At 63.8% G+C, this 19,207-nt stretch carries 21 protein-coding genes and 1 pseudogene; 7 read left to right on the forward strand and 15 right to left on the reverse strand.

Features of this window, described 5'->3' with window-relative positions:
• Nucleotides 1-15 precede the first annotated feature (15 nt).
• Entirely contained in the window at nt 16-1,290 is a 1,275-nt protein-coding gene (gene umuC / locus C2H86_RS20435; protein WP_159409548.1) for a Y-family DNA polymerase, read from the forward strand.
• A gap of 174 nt (nt 1,291-1,464) precedes the next feature.
• Here the strand turns inward: umuC and C2H86_RS20440 are convergent, their stop codons facing one another.
• The 4 genes from C2H86_RS20440 to C2H86_RS20455 all read right to left on the reverse strand — a co-directional run bounded on the left by C2H86_RS20440 (nt 1,465) and on the right by C2H86_RS20455 (nt 4,725).
• Nucleotides 1,465-1,779, reverse strand: a complete 315-nt coding sequence (locus C2H86_RS20440; protein ID WP_159409549.1) for a helix-turn-helix domain-containing protein — start codon at nt 1,777-1,779, stop codon at nt 1,465-1,467.
• A 3-nt stretch (nt 1,780-1,782) separates the two neighbouring features.
• Nucleotides 1,783-2,670, reverse strand: a complete 888-nt coding sequence (locus tag C2H86_RS20445) for a glycine betaine ABC transporter substrate-binding protein (protein ID WP_430738598.1) — start codon at nt 2,668-2,670, stop codon at nt 1,783-1,785.
• Between the two features lie 101 nt (nt 2,671-2,771).
• Entirely contained in the window at nt 2,772-3,041 is a 270-nt protein-coding gene (locus C2H86_RS20450; protein WP_159409551.1) for a cupin domain-containing protein, read from the reverse strand.
• 19 nt (nt 3,042-3,060) lie between these two features.
• Complete coding sequence (locus C2H86_RS20455) at nt 3,061-4,725, reverse strand: choline dehydrogenase (RefSeq protein WP_159409552.1); 1,665 nt, start codon at nt 4,723-4,725, stop codon at nt 3,061-3,063.
• Between the two features lie 254 nt (nt 4,726-4,979).
• Between C2H86_RS20455 and C2H86_RS20460 the strand changes: the two genes are divergently transcribed.
• Nucleotides 4,980-5,837 carry a LysR substrate-binding domain-containing protein gene (locus C2H86_RS20460; RefSeq protein ID WP_159409553.1) on the forward strand — a complete coding sequence of 286 codons (858 nt, stop codon included), beginning with the start codon at nt 4,980-4,982 and terminating at the stop codon, nt 5,835-5,837.
• A gap of 140 nt (nt 5,838-5,977) precedes the next feature.
• Here the strand turns inward: C2H86_RS20460 and C2H86_RS20465 are convergent, their stop codons facing one another.
• Together C2H86_RS20465 and C2H86_RS20470 are read right to left on the reverse strand one after the other, a co-directional pair.
• Entirely contained in the window at nt 5,978-7,069 is a 1,092-nt protein-coding gene (locus C2H86_RS20465) for a pyridoxal phosphate-dependent aminotransferase (RefSeq protein WP_159409554.1), read from the reverse strand.
• Between the two features lie 97 nt (nt 7,070-7,166).
• A complete protein-coding gene (locus C2H86_RS20470; RefSeq protein ID WP_159409555.1) occupies nt 7,167-7,742 on the reverse strand; it encodes a biliverdin-producing heme oxygenase in 576 nt (191 codons plus the stop codon).
• 159 nt (nt 7,743-7,901) lie between these two features.
• On the opposite strand from C2H86_RS20470, the gene C2H86_RS20475 reads away from it, so the two are divergent.
• On the forward strand, nt 7,902-8,441 hold the full coding sequence (locus C2H86_RS20475) for a histidine phosphatase family protein (RefSeq protein ID WP_159409556.1): 540 nt from the start codon (nt 7,902-7,904) through the stop codon (nt 8,439-8,441).
• Between the two features lie 30 nt (nt 8,442-8,471).
• On the opposite strand, the gene C2H86_RS20480 is transcribed toward C2H86_RS20475, so the two are convergent.
• The 3 genes from C2H86_RS20480 to C2H86_RS20490 all read right to left on the reverse strand — a co-directional run bounded on the left by C2H86_RS20480 (nt 8,472) and on the right by C2H86_RS20490 (nt 10,401).
• A complete protein-coding gene (locus tag C2H86_RS20480; protein ID WP_159409557.1) occupies nt 8,472-8,837 on the reverse strand; it encodes a hypothetical protein in 366 nt (121 codons plus the stop codon).
• 63 nt (nt 8,838-8,900) lie between these two features.
• A complete protein-coding gene (locus tag C2H86_RS20485; protein WP_103448188.1) occupies nt 8,901-9,686 on the reverse strand; it encodes a sulfite exporter TauE/SafE family protein in 786 nt (261 codons plus the stop codon).
• 103 nt (nt 9,687-9,789) lie between these two features.
• Nucleotides 9,790-10,401, reverse strand: coding sequence for a helix-turn-helix domain-containing protein (locus tag C2H86_RS20490; protein WP_159409558.1), 612 nt, complete (start codon nt 10,399-10,401; stop codon nt 9,790-9,792).
• A gap of 114 nt (nt 10,402-10,515) precedes the next feature.
• Between C2H86_RS20490 and C2H86_RS20495 the strand changes: the two genes are divergently transcribed.
• The 3 genes from C2H86_RS20495 to C2H86_RS20505 are packed head-to-tail and all read left to right on the forward strand — an operon-like array spanning nt 10,516 to nt 13,167.
• Nucleotides 10,516-11,652: an NAD(P)/FAD-dependent oxidoreductase gene (locus tag C2H86_RS20495; protein ID WP_159409559.1), complete on the forward strand. Its 1,137-nt coding sequence runs from the start codon at nt 10,516-10,518 to the stop codon at nt 11,650-11,652.
• 12 nt (nt 11,653-11,664) lie between these two features.
• Nucleotides 11,665-12,042: a RidA family protein gene (locus C2H86_RS20500; RefSeq protein WP_159409560.1), complete on the forward strand. Its 378-nt coding sequence runs from the start codon at nt 11,665-11,667 to the stop codon at nt 12,040-12,042.
• Nucleotides 12,043-12,102: 60 nt separating this feature from the next.
• A complete protein-coding gene (locus C2H86_RS20505; protein WP_159409561.1) occupies nt 12,103-13,167 on the forward strand; it encodes a YkvI family membrane protein in 1,065 nt (354 codons plus the stop codon).
• A 43-nt stretch (nt 13,168-13,210) separates the two neighbouring features.
• Here the strand turns inward: C2H86_RS20505 and C2H86_RS28780 are convergent, their stop codons facing one another.
• The 3 genes and pseudogenes from C2H86_RS28780 to C2H86_RS20515 form a co-directional block, all read right to left on the reverse strand.
• Complete coding sequence (locus C2H86_RS28780; RefSeq protein WP_371922750.1) at nt 13,211-13,951, reverse strand: methyl-accepting chemotaxis protein; 741 nt, start codon at nt 13,949-13,951, stop codon at nt 13,211-13,213.
• A gap of 165 nt (nt 13,952-14,116) precedes the next feature.
• A pseudogene (gene mcpA / locus C2H86_RS28785) lies at nt 14,117-15,172 on the reverse strand (methyl-accepting chemotaxis protein McpA); the annotation flags it as partial.
• 68 nt (nt 15,173-15,240) lie between these two features.
• The gene (locus C2H86_RS20515; RefSeq protein WP_159409563.1) at nt 15,241-16,119 is read right to left on the reverse strand and encodes a LysR family transcriptional regulator; all 879 of its coding nucleotides are present in this window, start codon (nt 16,117-16,119) and stop codon (nt 15,241-15,243) included.
• A 100-nt stretch (nt 16,120-16,219) separates the two neighbouring features.
• Here C2H86_RS20515 and C2H86_RS20520 point away from each other — a divergent pair, with 100 nt between their 5' ends.
• Nucleotides 16,220-16,648: a PACE efflux transporter gene (locus C2H86_RS20520; RefSeq protein ID WP_159409564.1), complete on the forward strand. Its 429-nt coding sequence runs from the start codon at nt 16,220-16,222 to the stop codon at nt 16,646-16,648.
• On the opposite strand, the gene C2H86_RS20525 is transcribed toward C2H86_RS20520, so the two are convergent.
• Genes C2H86_RS20525 through C2H86_RS20535 form a run of 3 tightly spaced genes read right to left on the reverse strand, consistent with a single transcriptional unit; the run spans nt 16,645 to nt 19,169 of the window.
• On the reverse strand, nt 16,645-17,709 hold the full coding sequence (locus C2H86_RS20525; protein WP_159409565.1) for a hypothetical protein: 1,065 nt from the start codon (nt 17,707-17,709) through the stop codon (nt 16,645-16,647). The genes C2H86_RS20520 and C2H86_RS20525 overlap by 4 nt on opposite strands.
• Nucleotides 17,710-17,767: 58 nt before the next feature.
• The gene (locus C2H86_RS20530) at nt 17,768-18,448 is read right to left on the reverse strand and encodes a GntR family transcriptional regulator (RefSeq protein WP_159409566.1); all 681 of its coding nucleotides are present in this window, start codon (nt 18,446-18,448) and stop codon (nt 17,768-17,770) included.
• A 16-nt stretch (nt 18,449-18,464) separates the two neighbouring features.
• The gene (locus tag C2H86_RS20535; RefSeq protein ID WP_159409567.1) at nt 18,465-19,169 is read right to left on the reverse strand and encodes a FadR/GntR family transcriptional regulator; all 705 of its coding nucleotides are present in this window, start codon (nt 19,167-19,169) and stop codon (nt 18,465-18,467) included.
• Nucleotides 19,170-19,207: the final 38 nt, after the last annotated feature.

A 19,207-nucleotide genomic window follows, 5' to 3' on the forward strand; every position in this document is an offset into this window, starting at 1 on the left:
TGATGGCGCTGCCCGATGAATCCCACCCCTGTCTTTGCCCTGATCGACTGCAACAGTTTCTACGCCAGCTGCGAGCGGGTGTTTCGCCCCGACCTGCAGCGCACGCCCATCGTCGTGCTCAGCAACAACGACGGCTGCATCGTCGCCCGCAGCGCCGAGGCCAAGCCGCTGGTGAAGATGGGCCAGCCGTACTTTCAGGTGAAAGACCTGCTGCGTCGGCACGGGGTCGTGGCGTTCTCCTCCAATTATGCGTTGTACGGTGACATGAGCCAGCGGGTGATGACGGTGATCGAAGGCATGGTGCCGGCGCTGGAGGTGTATTCCATCGACGAGGCCTTTGCCGACCTGGCCGGCATGCCCGGCGACCTGGAGCGCCTTGGCCGCGACATCCGCGCGCGGGTGTTCAAGCACACCGGCATTCCGGTGGGGGTGGGTATCGCCGGTACCAAGACCTTGGCCAAGCTGGCCAACCACGCGGCCAAACGCTGGTCGGTGCAGAGCGGTTGGGTAGTCGATCTGCGTGACCCGCTGCGTTACGAGCGGGTGCTGAAACGCTGTGATGTGTCCGAAGTCTGGGGCATCGGCAAACGCCTTACGGCCCAATTGCAAGAGATGGGTATCCGCACTGCCTGGGACTTGTCCCGCGCTAACCCCGGCCTGCTGCGCAAGACCTTCAGCGTGGTGGTGGAAAAGACCGCCCGTGAGCTGGCCGGCACGCCTTGCCTGCACCTGGAGGAGGTCGACCCGCCACGCCAGGAAATCTGCTGCAGCCGCATGTTCGGCCAGCGCCTGACCGACCTCGCACCGCTCAAGGAAGCCGTGGCCACCTACGTGATGCGCGCGGCGCAAAAGCTGCGCAAGCAGCGCTCGCTGGCGCAGCGGATGCGGGTGAGTATCCGCACCGGCATGTTCAACCCCGAAGAGCCGCGCTACGCCAACGGCGTGGTGGTGCAGTTGCCGTACCCGACCGATGACGAGCGGCTGCTGACACGCATGGCGCTGGAAGCGCTGGAGCGGGTTTATCGCGAGGGGTTTCGCTACAGCAAGGCGGAGGTGTTGCTGATGGAGTTGTGCCAGCGCGGGGAGGTGACGGGTGATCTGTTTACGCCGACGCAGAGTGTGAAGTCCGAGCGGGTCATGCAGGTGATCGACGGCGTCAACGGGCGTTGGGGGAGGGGGACACTGCGCAGCGCGGCGGTGCCGGCGGCGGCGCAGTGGGCGATGCGCAGGGAATTGATGAGTGCGGGGTTTACCACGCAGATGGCCGGGTTGTGGCGGGTCAATCCCTAATCTCCCAATCCCATTCCGGTACTTTTCACGAATCCCGTAAACAGAGGTTTTCGTTGCGCGCTGGAGTCGATGGAAAAGACGCAATGAGCAGGAGTAAGTGGGTGTTGATAGGGCCGCAGACGCGGCCCGTTCTGGTTTCAAAGTGGGCCAGGCTAGGCGAGGGCCGAAACCCAATCAACGGGCCTGAAGAACCTCACGAAACACATCCGGGCGAGAAGCCGCAATGTGCAGAAGAGACCGGGCCGCCCCCGAGGGCATGCGCCGACCTTGCTCCCACTCCTGAAGCGTGCGCACCGAGACGCCCAGTAGCTCGGCAAACTTGGATTGGGAAAGCCCGGTCCTGCTGTGTGCCTCGGCTGCCTCGGTCACTTCCACTTGGTGCACAGCGCCATGGCGGCCAGCCTTCACATCGCGGATGGACTCCAGCAGTTCCTCACATATGTTGCGAGTAGCATCGCGCAGCATCAGTTCTTTTTCAGTCAGGGGCATGGTTCATGGTTGCCCCGCTGCCAACTGGAACATGGCGCTGAACGTGGCCTTGTGGGCAGCGTAATAGTCGGCTACGACCTGATCGGCAGAAGTCTCGCGCGCCTGTTTCATCATCCCTTCCAGGTCCTTGAGCGGGATCTTGTAGTGGGCGAAGAATGTTGCCACTTGCGGGAAGTCCTTGCTGAAGCCCTGGCGGGCAATGGCATGAATCTGTTCGGCCTTGCCGTAGACCTCCTGGGGGTCATCCAGGTAGCGCAGCGACCAGGTGGAAAACATCCAGTGCGGGCTCCAGGCATTGAGCAGCGCCCACTGCCCGCGTTTGAGCTGGCGGTCGAACTCCTTGAGCATGCCGGTTTCGGACGAGGCCACCAGCTTGTAGCCGTCGAGTTTGTAGTCGGCGATTGCGCGGGTGACGGTCTTGTACTGGCCATTGCCGACTTCCGAGGTGAGGATCTTGCCGGCAAACTTTTCGCGGACCTCCGGCTTGTTCAGGTCCTCGATGCTTTTGACTTCGCTTTCCGGAATGCTGGTGGGTACCGCAAGGCCCAGGCGGCCTTCGTACAGTACGCCCAGGTCTTCAAGTTTATCTTTGTACTTGTCCCAGAACGGTTTGTGGCTGTAAGTGAGCCACGCCATGGGGATCATGTCGACCTTGCCGGCAGCCAGCGCCTGAAACTGGATACCGATATCGGCCATGACCAGTTTCACCGGCTGCTGGAGCTGGTCTTCCAGTGCCAGCTTGGCCAGTTTCGTGGTGATCTCGGCGTCGGCCCAGTTGACCCAGCCGACCACCACGGGCTTGTTGTCCTCGGCCTGGCCAAGGGCGGCCAGCGAGGCAAAGGCAATACCCACTGCCCATCGGCACACGGTGCGGGTTCTGACGAGATTCAGGATCATCGGGCATCTCCATTTCTTGTAATAGTCGGGTTTGGCAGATTGATGATTGGTACTGTCCCTTATTGTTCGTTGAGCCATCCTGGCTTGTGTGGCAGTCAGAGGTACTGGTAGCGATTGACCACCGGGGTACGGATGGCCCAGAGGCCATCCACGCCTTTACGGATCGTCACGTGGTTACCGGCGGCAATGGCGACCGGCGGATTGCCTGGGCTGTGGATGACCGCTTCGCCGCTTTGCACGACGAACTGCACATCCTGGTCGTACTGGTAGGCGAAGCGGTCGGTTTCGCCGCTTTCCCACAGTGCCCAGTGTTGGCTGGCTTGCTGCTCTTCGGGGGTGGCCTGGCGTTTGATGATGACGGTCATTGCATGGCTCCTGCGGCGTTTACGCCGACACCTTGTGTCGGGTGCCCGGGGTGAGCTGGCTGTGATAGGGCAGGGCTTCAGGCTGCAGACCCGGTTTGCCCAGCACCAGGTCGCTGGCCTTTTCCGCCAGCATGATGGTGGCTGCATTGATGTTGGCACTGGGCACGGTCGGGAACACCGACGCATCGATCACCCGCAGGCCTTCGATACCCCTGACCCGCAGGTGGCTGTCGACCACGGCCATGGGGTCCGTGTCGCTACCCATCTTGCAGGTGCCGCAGGGGTGGTAGGCGCTGGCGGCATCTTCGCGGATGAAGGCATCCAGCGCCTTGCCTGTGCGGATGTGGCGGCCCGGGGTGTCCTCGCGATGGTTGTAGCGTTTGAACGCGGGCTGCTCGGCGAAGGCGATGCCCAGGCGCATGGCCTCGCGCATCACCCGCCAGTCTTCCTCGGTGGCCATGTAGTTCGGGTCGATGCGTAGCGGGTCGGCGACCCTGTTGCTGCGCAACTTCACCGAGCCGCGGCTGGTCGGGCGCATGGGGCCTACGCCGATGCGGTAGCCGTAGGTGGTGCTGAGCGGGATCCAGTTCTTGTCGAAAAACACCGGGAAGAAGTGGAACTGGATATCCGCATGCGGCGTGGTCGGCGAACTGTTGAGGAAGGCGCCGACGTGGCACTGGTTGACCGCCGCCACACCCTTCCTGAAGCCGAACCACTGCAGGCCGGCCCAGAGCATGCGGTGGTATTGCAGTTCGCGGTTCAGCGATACCGGTTCCTTGGTTTCCATCTGGATATGGCATTCCAGGTGGTCCTGGAGGTTTTCGCCTACACCCGGCACGTTCAACCGGGCGGCAATGCCGTGCTCGCGCAGGTGGTCGGCAGGGCCGATCCCCGAAAGCATCAACAGCTGTGCAGAGCCGAATACGCCGCAGCACAGCAGGCTCTCGCGCTGCGCACGGACATCGATCACACGGTTCTGGTAGACGACGCGAAAGCCAGTTGCCCGCGTGCCTTCGAAGTTGATCTTCTGCACTTCGCAGCCCAGCCAGAGGGTCAGGTTGGGGTGCTGGCCCAGCGCGTGGATATAGCCATAGGCAGCGCTGTTGCGAATGCCGTCACGCACGCTCATCTCGAAGCGCGAAACCCCTTCCTGGCGGTAGCCGTTGACGTCGTCAGTCAGGCTGAAGCCTGCCTGCTGGCCCGCCTCCAGGAACGCGGCATTGAGCGGGCTCAGCTGTTCCTGGCGCTGGGCACGGATGGGGCCCCTGTCGCCACGGTGGGTGCCGCCGATCGCGCTGGATTCGATCTTCTTGAAGTAGGGCGCGCAGTCTGCCCAGCTCCAACCTTCTGCCCCTTGTGCCTGCCAGCCGTCGTAGTCGAGCGGGTGGCCACGCAACCAGGTCATGCCGTTGATCGACGACGAACCACCGAGCACCCGCCCACGGGGTTGCTGGATCTTGCGGTTGTTCAGGTGGGCCTGTTCATCGGTGTAGTACCACCAGTTGTACTTCGATGTCGGCTTGAACGCCGAGCGCAGGCCTGCAGGCATGCGGATGATCCACGACTTGTCGGAAGGGCCCACCTCCAACAGCAGGACCTGGTGACCCGCATCGGAAAGCCGACGCGCCAGCACACAACCCGCCGAGCCAGCGCCGGCAATCACATAGTCAAATTCGGCTTTCATTGTTCTTCTCCGGCACACACGGCCAAGCCAATCAGGGCATCGGTGGTGAGCGGTCACACACCGTCGATGGGCCCAATCTAGCCATGGGCGAAGCAGGCGGATATCGAATAAAAAATAAGCACGGCATAAAAAAAATTTAAGCCCTGGCAGCCAGTCGTTGCTGGGCAGGTGCAGGGCGCAGGCGGGTTTGACAGGCCATTTTTCATGCCTGCCTAATGCCGGGAAGCGTTTATTTTTTCGCCGAGGTAGTTTCCGTGCGCCTTCTCGACCTTGCGTTGCTGCACAGCTTCAAGACCATTGCCGAAAGCAAGAACCTCTCGGTGGCATCGCAACGGCTGCACAAGACCCAGGCAGCGGTGAGCATCCAGTTGAAGAAGCTGGAGGACCTTGTGGGGGAGCGGCTGGTGGAACGGGGTCACCAGAGCACGGTCCTCACGGCCCACGGTGAACGCATGCTGGAATACGCACGCAGGATGCTGGCGCTGAGCGACGAGGCCATGGTGCATTTCACCAAGGGCGAGGTGTGCGGCACGGTACGCTTCGGCATCCCGGATGACTATGCCAGTGCGTTCTTGCCACCAGTCATTCAGCAGTTCACCCAGCGTTACCCCAAGGTCAGCCTGAAGATTCGCAACGACATCAGCCAGAACCTGTTCACCGCCCTGGAGGCTGGCGAGCTGGACCTGGCGCTGGTCACCCAGCGCGCGGCGGATGGCAACGGCGAGGTACTGCGCTGCGATCAGCTGCACTGGGTGGGAGCGGCAGGTTTCCAGCTGGACCGCAGCGCGCCGCTACCGTTGGCGCTGTACCCTCATGGCTGCGGGTATCGCCGGCACATTCTTTCGGCGCTGAGCGCGAGCCTGATCGATTACGAAGTCGCCTTCGAGTGTACGGGGGTTACGGGTGTGCAGCTGGCGGTGGAAAGCGGACTGGCGATTGCGGCAACGTCCACGCCGTTGATTCGGCCGGGATGGCAGATATTGGAGACCGGTGACGCGGCGCTGCCGGCGTTGGGTAATGTGATCATCGAGCTGCGCCAGAGCCTGGTTGAGCCTTCGGCCGCCGTTCGGTTCTTTGCCGATGAGCTGCGCAGGCAAGTCGTTGCGCGCTAGCCTCGAAATCGCCGGGGCGCGTAGCGGCCCCGGCGATCTCAAAGGCTCAACCGCAGCACAGCGAAGCCTCTGCAGGTAGCTCGAAGCAGGTGATCTTCAAGGGAACAGTGGGTTCGCCCGCCGCATGTTTTCCTGTTCGCCTATCCGGCCGTCACCCTGGCAAAGGCTTCTCGAAAGCGCAGCATGTCTTGTTCATCGCCGACACTCACCCGCACCCAGTTCGGCCAGCTTGGCCACACCCGCCCCACCAGCACACCGTGCTGGGCCAGCCGGTCCACCACCGGCTGTGCCGGCCCGCGCATGTCGATCATGAAGCAGTTGGTCTGCGACGCCGTGCACTGCCAGCCGCGCGCGCCCAGCCAGGCGATTGTGTGGTCGCGCAGGCGAGCGTTTTCGGCCTTGCGCTGGGGCACCAGCTGCCGGTCGTTCAGGCTCGCCAGCCCCGCCAGCAAGGTCGAGGCGGCGGCTACGTTGTCGCCGTCATACACCTCCAGGCGCTCCAGCAGCGGGGCCTGGCCGATGGCCAATCCGAGGCGTGCCCCGGCCATGCCGTAGAGCTTGGAGAACGTCTGCAACACCAGCAGCTGCGGGTGCTCCTTGACCAGGCTGATGCAGCTTTGCGCATCGCTGAAATGGATATAGGCCTCGTCCACCAGCACCACGCTGTCGGCTGGCGTGTGCTTGAGCAGGCGCTCGATTTTGCCCCGCGGCGTGAGCGTGCCGGTCGGGTTGTTGGGGTTGCACAGGTAGATCAGCCCGGGGGCGCTGTCGGCCGCCAGCATGGCATCGACGTCATGGGCATGGCGCGCATCCAGGGCCACCGCGTGCACGGCACTGCCATGGCTGCGGGCGGCTTCGGCAGCGGCTTCGTAGGACGGTTCGGCGAGTACCAGGCTACGTGGGCCGGTGAATGCCATCACGGCGTGCTGCAAAGCCAGTTTCGAGCCACAGAACACCTGGACCTGCGATGAGGCCAGGCCATGTTCGGCAGCGAAGGTGTCGATCAGGCGATACTGCGCCTTGTACGGGTAACGCCCGCATTGCTCAATGCCGTCACGCATGGCCTGGCGGGCAGCGGGGCTTGGGCCCCAGGGGCTTTCGTTGTAGTTGATGCGCACCGGTTCTTGGTCGGTGCCTGGCGCTGCGGGGGCTTCGCTGGCCCAGCCCAGTTGGCCAAGCAACGGGAGGGCCATGCCCAGGCCCACCAACGAGCGACGTGTCATATCGGTCATGAATCGACTTCCTTGCTGTCATTGGATACAACAAAGGAACGAGAGTCGGCGCAGGCAATTCAGGGTGGCAAAACGCCGATAGCGGTTTTTCAGGGCTCTAATTCAATACGTTGCGCTGATCGAGCCACTGTTCGAAGTGGGTGAAAGTGTCAATGGCGGCCTGCACCGTGGTGGCCTGCGCCGGCCCTTCAGCCGACGCCTGGCCAAGCCGCTCGAGGAAGCTGCGCCAGTAGCTGCCGGTCAGCGGCCCGTACACATCGAGAAAGGCGGCGCCGCTGTCGTGGCCGATGCCCAAGCGCTCGGCCATCGCCCGCTTGAGCACCTGGCCCCCCAGCGTCGAGCCCTCTAGCACGTACATCACACCCAACGCGCTGGCCTCGTCACGGATGGCCGGCAGTTGTTGGCACAGGGGCAGGGCGGCGATGCCGGCTTCGCTCAGGTCAAGTGCACGCAGGTCGTGGGCCAAGGTGGCGGCTTTGCGGCGTTCCGGGCCCTGATAATCGCTCAGGTAATGTTCCAGAGGGGCATGAAAACCATAGTAGGCCTGCAACAGGCAACGGTAGGCAGTGCTGTCAAAGCCAGGGCTGAAGAACGGCAGACGTGCTTCCAGCGCTTTGTGACAGTCCCGGGTGCCTTCGCGCAGGGCGAGCAGCAAAGGGCTGGTGGTGGACATCAATCTCGCTCTTGTGGCATTTCAAAAGGTTGTTGCGACTATCTTAGCGTCAGGTGCTAGCAAATTGCTCCAACTGCCGCCTTCAGCTCATGTCATTGTTGCTTGAGCCATCAACTGGCATGCTCATCCTTTCAATCCTACCTGCCGGAAGAGCCCCCGTTGAAAGCCATACGCCTGACCTTGATTAGCCATGGCATGACGCGGGCCCAAAAACTGGGCCAGTTGCATCAAGCCGATGACAGCATTTTGCCGTTGGAAGGCCTGCCGCCCGTTCTTCTACCCGACGTTCAAGTGCTGACTGCGCCGGAGCGGCGTGCCGTTGAAACGGCAGCGTGGTTTTCACCTCAGGCTAAGGTGGAACTGGCATTGGCGGACTGTGATCTCGGGCTATGGAAGGGGCTCACGCTGAAGCAATTACAACAGGAGCGGCCAGCCGAAATTGATGCGTGGATTCGCGATCCTTTCAGTGCGCCGCACGGCGGAGAGTCGTTTGCACAATTACGCCAGCGGATGGCTGGATGGCTTGAGGCCTTCACCCTGCAGGGCGACTGGATGGTGTTCACCCATCCGTTAGTGATGCGAGCAGTTTTGATGAACGTGTTGGGATGCTCACCTGCAGCAGCGGATCGCATCGATATCATGCCGCTATCTCGCTTGCATCTTAGCTTTTCTGGGCACTGGCGTTTGCGCTTGACCTGATTTCTCCGGTCGGCCGGCAACCCATCAGGCTTACTTGTGGAATTCTTTGTTTATCAAAGGCCCATGGACCAGATGTTTTGGATTGCTGAGCGCCGTCTCGACCGCCTGGCCCAAATCCTGAATTTGTTGCGCAGGCACTACTTGCTCATGAGCGAAAGCTGTTCGACTGGAGGCGTCCATCGAACGCCCGTGTGCCGTGCACCACTCACATAAGGCTTTTGGGGTGGTCAGAACCCGCACCGGTTCATGCCCGTTTTGACGCAGTTGCCGTTCAAGCGCAGTTGCTTCTTTAAGCCATGCAGCGAACTTGCGATGTTGTTTATAGGCATCTGTGTACAGGTTTTGAAAAGCCCTGTACTGATGTGCGTCCTCGTACCAGAACAATCCAACCTTCATCGTCACTTCCTGCTTGGCAGTTTTTTGCTACAGATTAGGACGATCCGGGCAGGAAGCACAGCCTCAAAAAGCCAGTTTATAGCCGATCAGCAGCAACATGGTCGCCAGGCACGGGCGCAGCACGCGGTCGGAGATGCGCCCGGTGAGGTGGCTGCCGAGGTAGATGCCTGGCAGCGAGCCCAGCAACAGGTAGCCCAGCAGCGACCAGTCCATGTTGCCCATGCCGGCGTGGCCGATACCGGCGACCAGGGTCAGGGGCACGGCGTGGGCGATTTCGGTACCGACCAGGCGGCGGGTGGCCAGGAACGGGTAGAGCAGGAACAGTGCCACGGTGCCCAACGCGCCAGCACCAATGGAAGTCAGGGTGACCATCACGCCCAGCACCACACCGGTCAGCACGGTGAGGGTGTTCAGGCTGCGGTCGCTGAGGTGGTAATGGTCACCGGCGTGACGGCTGGCGAACGCCTGCAGGCGCGACTTGAACAGGATCGCCAGCGCGGTGAGGATCAGCACCACCGCCAGGCCTTGCTTGATGATGGCGTTCAGCGCCGTGGTGTCGGTGTGCAGGGTGCTGAGGAACCACAGGGTCAGCGCTGCCGCCGGCACGCTGCCGAGGCTGAGCAGGCCGGTGATCTTCCAGTCGATGTTCTTGTTGCGCGCATGTACCCAGATGCCACCGCCCTTGGTGATGGCGGCATACAACAGGTCGGTGCCCACGGCAGTCGCGGGATTGATGCCGAACCACAGCAGGATCGGGGTCATCAGCGAGCCGCCACCGACGCCGGTCATGCCGACGATGAAACCCACAACCAGTCCGGCAATGGTGAAACCGAAAGATCCTACATCCATACGCTACTCGACTGCCCAGCTTTGCCCGTTATCGGATGGGTGCCAGCATATAGGGAGTTTTTATAGCCAAATAGACTTGTTCGTTATTAGGTTATAACCGGCCTCAGCGGTCGGTCATTACCACCATCACATGGGCATCGCCGCCATCTTCGCTTTCCGACAGGTAGATGTGCCCCACTTGGCTGTCGAAATACGCTGTTTCCTGTGGCCCGATGCTGACCGCTTCGCCGGTTTCAAATTCGATGCGCACCCGGCCGCTCAGCACCACTGCGAACTCCTGGCCAGGATGGCGGATAAAATCGTCGAACTGGCCGCGTTCGCGAGCGATGATGCGGGCGTAGGCAGGGGTCATGCGCCGTTCCGGGAACGCCCCGGCGATCGGGTGATAATCGTAGGTGCCGGTGGAATATCCGGCGGCGGCGGGCAATGAGTCGACCACCACGGTCACCGGCGCCGCCACGGCTTCCGCCACCGGGCCACTGGCACGGAACAGGTGGGCGATGTCGACATTCAGGGCGCGCGCGGCAGCGGCGAGTTTTTCGTAGCTAACCGAAACTTGCGCCAGTTCCATCTTCGACAAGGTCGACACGGGTACGCCACTGAGCTCCGACAATTGCTTTAGGGTCATCTGGCGTGCCTTGCGCACCTGGCGCAGGCGCCCGCCGACTTCGGCGCGGTCTAGCAAGGGCAGGGCAGCGGGGCGGGCATCAGGCATTCGCGGGTCTCGGCATACGTCATGGGTCGCGCATCTTAACTCGCGCGCTTGCATGTTCCGAAATTCTCATATATTAGAATTCTCATAAATGATAATTTCGCAGCAGGAGCGTGCATGACCCAGATCTACGACACCCTGATCATCGGCGCCGGTATCGCTGGCGCCTCGCTGGGTTATCGCCTGGCCGGTGAACGCCGCGTGCTGTTGCTCGAACGCGAAGCGCAACCGGGCTACCACTCGACCGGGCGCTCGGCCGCGATGTTCATGGAGGCCTACGGCACCCCGCAGATCCAGGCCCTGACCCGCGCCAGCCGAGCCTTCTACGAAGCGCCGCCAGCAGGCTTCTGCGAGCACCCGTTGCTCGAACCGCGTGGCTGCCTGTATGTCGCCAGCCATGAACAACGCGAGCTGCTTGAGCACACCCACGCGCAGAACCTGGCCAACGGCACTGCGGTCAGCCTGCTCGAGCGCGACGCAGCGCTGGCGCTGGTCCCTAGCCTGAACGCCGACAGCCTGGCCGGTGCGGTGCATGAGCCAGGCGCCATGGACCTGGATGTGCATGCCCTGCACCAGGGCTTCCTGCGTGGCTACCGTGTTGCCGGTGGCGAGTTGCGCTGCAACGCCGAACTGCTCCGGGCCCGCTACGTCGATCAGCTGTGGCAGGTGGAGCTGGCCGATGGCAGCCAGCTGCAGGCGCACACCCTGGTCAATGCCGCCGGTGCCTGGGCTGACCGGGTGGCCGAGCAGTGTGGCGTGACCCGCGTCGGCCTGCAGCCGTGCCGGCGCAGTGCGTTCACCTTCCCTGGCCCGGCCGATCAGGACTTTGCTCGTTGGCCTGCGGTGATCGGTGTCGACGAGAGCTTCTACTTCAAGCCCGACGCCGGCCAACTGCTGGGCTCACCAGCCAATGCCGACCCGGTCGAGCCTCAGGATGCCGCGCCCGAGGAGCTCGATATCGCCTTGGGCATCTACAACATCGAGGCCATGACGTCGCTGTCCATCCGCCGCCCGAGCCACACCTGGGCGGGCTTGCGTTCGTTCGTCGCCGACGGCGACCTGGTGATCGGCTTCGACCCGCAGATGCCGGCGTTCTTCTGGCTGGCGGCGCAAGGTGGCTATGGTATCCAGTCGGCAGCCGGTGCTTCGCGCCTGGCCGCCGACTTACTGCTCGGGCAAGCGTTGTGCCCGAGCCTGACCGCACAGGGGGTGGCGCCCGAGCGCCTGTCCCCGGCACGTTTCCAGCAACCCTGAAAGGAGTTTGTCATGAGCAATCAGATCCAGCGTTTCCCCAGCAGCCTGCCGTTCCCGTTTTCCCGTGCGGTGAAGGCGGGCGGTTTCCTGTTCCTGTCCGGCCAGGTGCCGATGAGCCCCGCAGGGGAAGTGCTGCGCGGTGACATCCAGGCCCAGACCAGCGCCGCCTGCGAGCGCATCGCCGAGAGCCTGGAGGCCTGTGGGGCGCGCTTCGACCAGGTGGTCAAGGTGACGGTATGGCTGTCGTCGATGGACCACTTCGCCGGATTCAACGAGGTCTACAAGGAGTTCTTCGGCGCCGCGCTGCCGGTGCGTTCGACCGTGGCGTCGGCGTTGGCGCTAGGCGTGGATGTGGAGATCGAAGTGCAGGCATTCGTCGGCGAAGGCTGAGCCAGCCGCAGTTCGCGGCCAAGCCCTGTGGGGCCACAACAACAATAACCAGAGGTTCACATGCAAGAACAACTGAAGATCGCCGGGGCCTTCGTCGGCGTGATAGTGGGGGCGGGCTTTGCGTCCGGGCGGGAACTGCTGTTGTTCTTCGTCGACTTCGGCCTTTGGGGGCTGTTGGGAGCCCTGGTCAGCGCGGCGCTGTTCACCTTCCTCGGCATGGCCCTCGCCGGGTTGGGCAACCGCCAGCGCGCCACTTCGCACAAGGATGTGATCCAGGCCATCTGCGGGCGTCACCTGGGGCTGTTCGTCGATTGGCTGATCACCTTCTTCATGTTCGCCGTGACCGTGGTCATGCTGGCCGGTGGTGGTGCATTGCTGGAGCAGCAGTTCGGTATTCCGGCACTGACCGGCAGCGTGCTGGTGACGCTGCTGGTGGTGGCCATCGTGTGCCTGGACGTGCGCAAGGTCATCGTCGCCATTGGTGCCATTACCCCGTTGCTGATCCTGGTGGCCTCGGCGATTGCCCTGTACGCGGTGTTCACCCGCGGGCAGAGCCTTGCCGCGCTCGACCAGCTGGCCAGCCAGCAGCAGGCCGGCACCCGGCACTGGTTGCTCGGGGCGTTTCTGTACGTGTCCTACAACATCGTTGCCGGGGCGCCTATCCTGGCGATCCTCGGCGGCTCGGCCAAGGGCGAGAAGGCCGCAGTATGGGGCGGCCTGCTCGGGGGCGCTGCGCTGGGCTTGCTGATGTTGGTGATGAGTGCCGGGCTGTTGTCGCGCCTGGACAGCGTGGCCGACTTGCCCATGCCGATGCTGTCGATTGCCAACGAAGTGTCGCCGCTGCTGGGTGGGGTGATGTGCCTGATCATCTTCGGCATGATCGTCAACACGGCGGTTGGCACCCTGTTCTCGTTCCTGTCGCGGCTGCTGCCGGCGGGCACGGCCAAGTTCCGCTGGGGTTCGGTGGTCACCGGGGTGGCGGCGTTCGTCTGCAGCCTGGTGGGGTTCATCAGCCTGGTGGGCGAGGTGTATCCGCTGTTCGGCTATCTGGGCTTTGTGCTGATGGCGGCGGTGTTGCTGGCCTGGGTGCGGCGGGGCAGGAGGGGCCAGGCGGTGGTCGCCTAGCGCGCAGCCCCCTCGTCGGCGAGCGCCGACGAGGGGCGCTGCATCAGATGCGGAAGCTGCCCACCAATTGCTTCAGGCGCCCGGCCTGCTGAGCCAGGGCATCGCAATGCTGCAGGGTCTGGTTGAGGTTCTCCACCCCTTGCTGGTTGAGCGCGTTGATCTGGGTGATGTCCAGGTTCAGGCTCTCGACCACTGCCGTCTGTTCCTCGGTCGCCGTGGCCACCGACTGGTTCATGCCGTCGATTTCACCGATGCGCTGGGTCACGCTGGCCAGGCGTTCGCCGGCCTGGTTGGCCACCTGCACGGTCTGTTCGCTCGATACCTGGCTGGTGTTCATGGTGTGCACCGCCTCGCGCGAGCCTACTTGCAGGCTGGTGATCATGCGGTGGATTTCTTCGGCCGATTCCTGGGTGCGGTGTGCCAGGTTGCGCACCTCGTCGGCAACCACGGCAAAGCCGCGCCCGGCCTCACCGGCACGGGCGGCTTCGATGGCGGCGTTGAGCGCCAGCAGGTTGGTCTGCTGGGAAATGCCCTTGATCACGTCGAGGATCTTGCCGATCTCGTCGGTGCTGGCATTGAGGGTTTCGATCTGTTCGCACGACTCGCTGATGCGCTGGGACAGCGCGGTCATGGCGTTGATCGCCTGCTCGACCACCTCACGGCCGCCATGGGCCTGGTCACTGGCGCCGCTGGCGTGTTGCGAGGCATCGGCCGCATTGCGGGCAATCTCCTGAGTCGCGGCGCCCAGCTGGTTGATCGCCGCCGCTACGCTGTTGGTGCGCATGCTCTGTTCTTCCGAGCCGATGATCGAGGCGTTGGAGGCGTTGACCACTTTTTCCGACAGGTCGTGCACCAGGCGGGTAGCCGAGGACACTTCGCTGATCGAGGTGTGGATACGCTCGACGAAGCGGTTGAACGAGCTGGCCAGTTCGCCGAATTCGTCCTTGTGCTGCACGTCGAGGCGGCGGGTCAGGTCGCCTTCACCTTCGGCGATGTCGCGCATGGCGCGGCCCATGGTGGTCAGCGGGCGCATCAGCACCGGGATCAGCAGGCCGAGCAGCACGGCGATGGCGACCACGGCGATGAGCATGGCGATGATCGCCGAGGTGCGGAACTGGCTGAGGGCGGCGTAGGCCTTGTCCTTGTCGATCGACAGGCCGATGTACCACTGCGCCGACGGCAGGCCGGCGACCGGGGCGAAGGAGATCAGCCGTTCTTCGCCGTTGAGGGTGACGTCCTGCATGCCGGCAGTCACGCGCAGGCCACTGTCTGGGTAGATGTCCTTGAGGTTCTTCATCAGCTGGTCCTTGTCCGGGCTGACGATCACCTGGCCACTGCTGTCGGCGAGGAAGGCGTGGCCGATGCCGCCGAAGTCGACCGAGTTGATGATCTCGACCAGGGTGTCCAAGGTCAGGTCGCCACCCACCACGCCGATCAGCTCGCCGCTGCGCTTGCTCTTCACCGGTACCGCGATGGTCACCATCAGGCCACCGACGGCGCCCTGGTACGGGGCGGTGAGCACGGTCTGGCCGGCGCTGGCTGCACTGGCGTACCACGGGCGCTGACGGGGGTCGTAGCCAGCCGGCATCTGCGTGTCTGGGCGCTGGGTGAACACGCCGTTGGCCTGGCCCAGGTAAGTGAAAAGGAAATTTCGCGTGTAGGAAGGCTGCTCGATCAGCCCGCCCAGGGTCTCTCCTGCCCCTTGTTCGGCAATGTCCTGCGCCAGGTTTTCCAGTACCAGAATGCGCCCGCTCATCCAGTTCTGCACGCTGCTGGCGGTCAGCGCGCCGGCCTGCTGCACGGAAGCTTCGATGTTCTGGCGAAGGGTGTTGCGTTGCAGATAATCGTTGTAGAGCGTGAACAGCGCAAAGGCCAGCACCACGACACCGCAGGCGCTGAGGAGGATCTTGTGGCGAAATTTCAGGTTCATGTTTCGAGACCTTGAGCCATGGAGGGGAGGGCGCCGCGCGCTTGTGGCGCGATGGCGGGGCCTGTCTCTTGGCATATCGGCTTGGCCGGTAAAAGGTTGAAACACTTACCTATTTTTTGCGGCCCTGGTCGACGGGCGGTGAGCTAGCCGGCGGACAACAGGTCGATCAGCAGGCGTGCACCCTGGCGCAGGGGCTGCTGCTTGCGCCAAAAGGCATGGATCGGCAGCTGCAGTTCGTTGCGGGTGTTGCGAAACTGCAGGCGCACCAGGCGCCCGGAATCGACCAGCGGCGCCACCCGGGCCAGCGGCAGATCACCCCAGCCAAGGCCGGCTTCGACCATCTGCAGGGCCAGGTCGAAACTGTCGGTGGACCAGTGCGTGGCGCCGATCAGCGGGCGTGGGTCAAGCAGTGGCAAGTCGCGGCTGCGGACCAGGATCTGACGCACATTGACCAAGTCTTCGAGGTAGTGGATTCGGCCTTCGCGCAGGGCTGGGTGGGCCGGCGCCAAGGTGGCCACCAGCGACTCCATGCCGATGTGCTGGAAGCTGCGGCGGGCATCGACCTGCAGGCCGGCAAAGGCCAGGCACAGGTCGGCGCGGCCGCTGTCGAGCAGGTGCAGGGCTTCTTCCTGGGGGGCGCTGAGCAGCTGGATGTCGAGCAGCGGGTAGCGTGCGCCGAGGCTGGCAATGGCCGCCAGCAGCGGGCGATGGTCGATATCCGGGACCACGGCAAGGCTCAGGCTGCTTTCCAGCCCTTGGGAAAGCTCCAGCGCGTGTACCTGCAGCAGGCCCAGCTGTTCGGCGATCAGCCGCGCATGGGGCTCCAGTGCCAGGGCCTGGGCGGTGGCGCGGACCTCGCGTGAGCCGCGCTCGAACAAGGTGTAGCCCAGTTCGGCTTCAAGGTTGCCGATGGCCATGCTCACCGCCGAAGGCACGCGCTGCAGGGCGCGGGCAGCAGCGGAAAACGAACGGCGGTCGAGCACGGCGAGAAACAGCTGGATGTTGTCGCTGGAAAAATTCATGGCAGCCTCCTGTCAGTCAATCTGAAAGCTGCTGACTTTTTCTGTCAAGCGGATTGAATCATCCTTGCGCCTCATTGCATTTCGACAAATGAGGTAACCCGTGCAGGGCGTCAAACGCAAACTGGTCTACGTGACCTTCTATGAACTGATCGGCCTGTGCATGTCGACGCTGGGGCTGGCCTACCTGTCGGATACCCAGGCTTCGCACACCGGGCCGCTGGCGGTGATGATCACCACCATCGCCATGCTCTGGAACCTGATCTACAACAGCCTGTTCGAGTACTGGGAGAGCCGCCAGGCCAAGCGTGGGCGCAGCGTGGCGCGGCGGGTGGCGCATGCCGTCGGCTTTCAGCTGACCTTGGTGGTGTACCTGATTCCGCTGATTGCCTGGTGGCTGGACATGAGCCTGATGGAGGCGTTTCTGGTCGACCTGGCGTTCATCGTGCTGATCCCGTGTTACACCTTCGCCTACAACTGGGCGTTCGACCGGATCTTTGGCTTGCCGACTTCGGCCATGGCTGCGGCCTAAGGCAGGCGAATCAGCAGCGGCTCCTGTGCTGCCGGCGCCTGCCGCTGTTCGCTCTGCTGCTCCATCGACGGTTGCGGCATGGTCGCCAGCAGGCTGTCCTCGACCTGCCCGGACAGGTAGTACACGCCCGACAGGGCGCCGCTCTGGCGGTTCTCCATCAGCTCCTGCCATTCCTGGTTGAGTGCCACATTCAGGATTACCCGCAACTGCTCGATCATCTGCGGCTGGTCCCGGTTATGGGTCATGATGCCGTAGCCGGTCGACACGATCGAAATCATCGCCCCGGCCACCTTGCCCACGGCGCTGGCCACGGCGCTGGCGATGCCGCGTGGGGCCAGGGTGGCGCCAATCTTTTCGCTGGCATCCGTTGCCACGGACGACAGGCCCGCGTCGGTTTTGCCGGGGCCTTTGGCGGCCTGCTTGTGCAAGTGGTCGCGCAATGCCAGCCAGGCCGGTTGCTGCTCCAGCGACTTGGCCCGCAACAGCTCATACAGCGAGGCATTGCGGGCGGGTGGTGGCCCCAGGTGGATGGCCGGTATACGGTTCAGGCGTTGGCTGATTTGCTCGGGAGCGGCGTTATAGCGCTGGATGATGGCGGGCAGTTGCTGGCCGAACAATTGTATATACAGCTCGCAGGCACGATCGCGAATGCCCTCGGGGTTGATCTGTTCAGCCACCGGTTCGATGACCCGCTGGTGGTACTGCTCCTGCAGGTACAGCGCCAGGCGCTTTTCCGCAGGTTCGCGGCCCTCGCCGCTGTCGAGCTTGTACCAGGCGACCTTCATGGTCAGCCACTGTTGGGTCCAGTAGCCGGTGAACCAGGGGATGAAGTCTTTTTCGGTGCGTTGCTGCACTTGCTCCTTCCACACCCGCATCGAGCGCCGCGCATAGTCGTTTGCGGAGCCGGCGGCGCCGGCCGAAGCCTCGATCAGCTCCTGGTCGATGCGCTGCCAGGCCGCAGGGTCGAGCACCGCCGCTGGGGGCGGGGCAGGCGGGCGTTTGCCGGCGCAGCCGGCGATGGCCAGCAAGAGGCACACTAGAACCAGGATTCGTCTGCTCACTCGGCTGCCTCCCGGGGATAGAGGCTGGGTGGTTATCCGAGTATAGGGCGGCTCCGGCTCAGTCGAGGTCGAGTTTGTCTTCCAGGCGGTCGAGGTGCTCATGCATCAACGCCAGCGCCGCCGCCGCATCACCGGCTTCCACGGCATCGATGATCGCCGCATGTTCCTCCCAGGCGCAGTGGTCACAGCAAGGCGACTCATAACGGGCGATGATCAACGAGGTCATCGGCACCAGGCCGTTGAGAAACCGCGCCAGTGGCTCATTGGCCGCGACCTGGGCGAGCTTGAGGTGAAACTCGCCACCCAGGCGGATGGCGGCGCAGCGCTCGCCGCGTTCATGGTGCTGGCGCTCGCGCTCGACCAGTTGGCGCAGCTGGCGAACCTGCGCTGGCCGGGCGCGCTGGGCGGCCAGGCTGATCAGGGTGGTCTCGGCCAGGCGCCGGGCGCTGAGCACCTGGCGCGCCTGCTCGGGGTCGGGGGCGGCCAGGTGCGCGGTGTGGCTGGGGCGCTGCACCACCACCTGCTGATCCGACAGGCGCCCGAGCACCCGGCGGATCACCGTGCGGCTGACCCCGAAGGCATTGCCCAGGGCCTGTTCGGGTAGCAGGCTGCCAGGCGGCAGGCGCTGCTCGAGGATCGCGTCGAACAGGCGCGGGTAGATCTGCTCGGCCGACAGGCGGGTCTCGCCAGCGGCGAGCAGGGCAGGCAGACGGGGGGCGGCTTGGGCGCAGGCGGTCAAGGTCGCTCTCCTGGGGTCATTGGCCGGGCTGGTCGTCCGGGATGTTGAGTTGAATGCCCATGCGCTGGCCTTCGGCGAGGATGTGCTGGCGCATCTGGGCGCTGGCCTGGGCGCTGTTGCGTTCGCGAATGGCGCGCACCACGGCTTCGTTTTCCTTGAGCCGCGCGGCCAGGTGCTCGGGCGAGTTGCGCAGCATGCTGGCGCTCTGTTTGAGGGCATTGCCGGTCTGCTGCACCACGCTCTGGAAGATCGGGTTGGTGGTCAGTGCGAACAGTGCCTCGTGGAAGGCGATGTAGGCCTTTACCCCGGCTTCGCTGTCATCGGCTTCCAAGGCTTCGCGCATGTCCATCAGGGTCAGGCGCAGCTGGCCGATGTCCTGGTTGTTGGCCGATTGCGCGACCAGGCCGACGATGAACGGTTCGAGGGTGTAGCGCAGCTCCAGCACGTCGGCCAGGCTGGCCGCTGCGGCGCTTTCGCTGGCCGGGTCCTGGGAGGCTGCTTCGGCATCCAGCACCAGCACACCCTTGCCCGGCAGCGAGCGTACCAGGCCGAGGGTTTCCAGCACGGTCACCGCTTCGCGCAGGCTGGGGCGGCTGATGCCGAGCTGTTCGGCCAGTTCGCGCTGGCCGGGCAACATGTCGCCGGAGCGCCATTGGCCGCAGGCCAGGGCCTGGCGCAGTTTTTCCACCACGGAGGTGACGACGGTCGATGAGCTGATCACGGTTTGCTCCTGAAAAGGCCGGCGAAAGCGCCGGCCAC

The organism is Pseudomonas putida (assembly GCF_009883635.2).
Lineage (GTDB): Bacteria > Pseudomonadota > Gammaproteobacteria > Pseudomonadales > Pseudomonadaceae > Aquipseudomonas > Aquipseudomonas putida_W.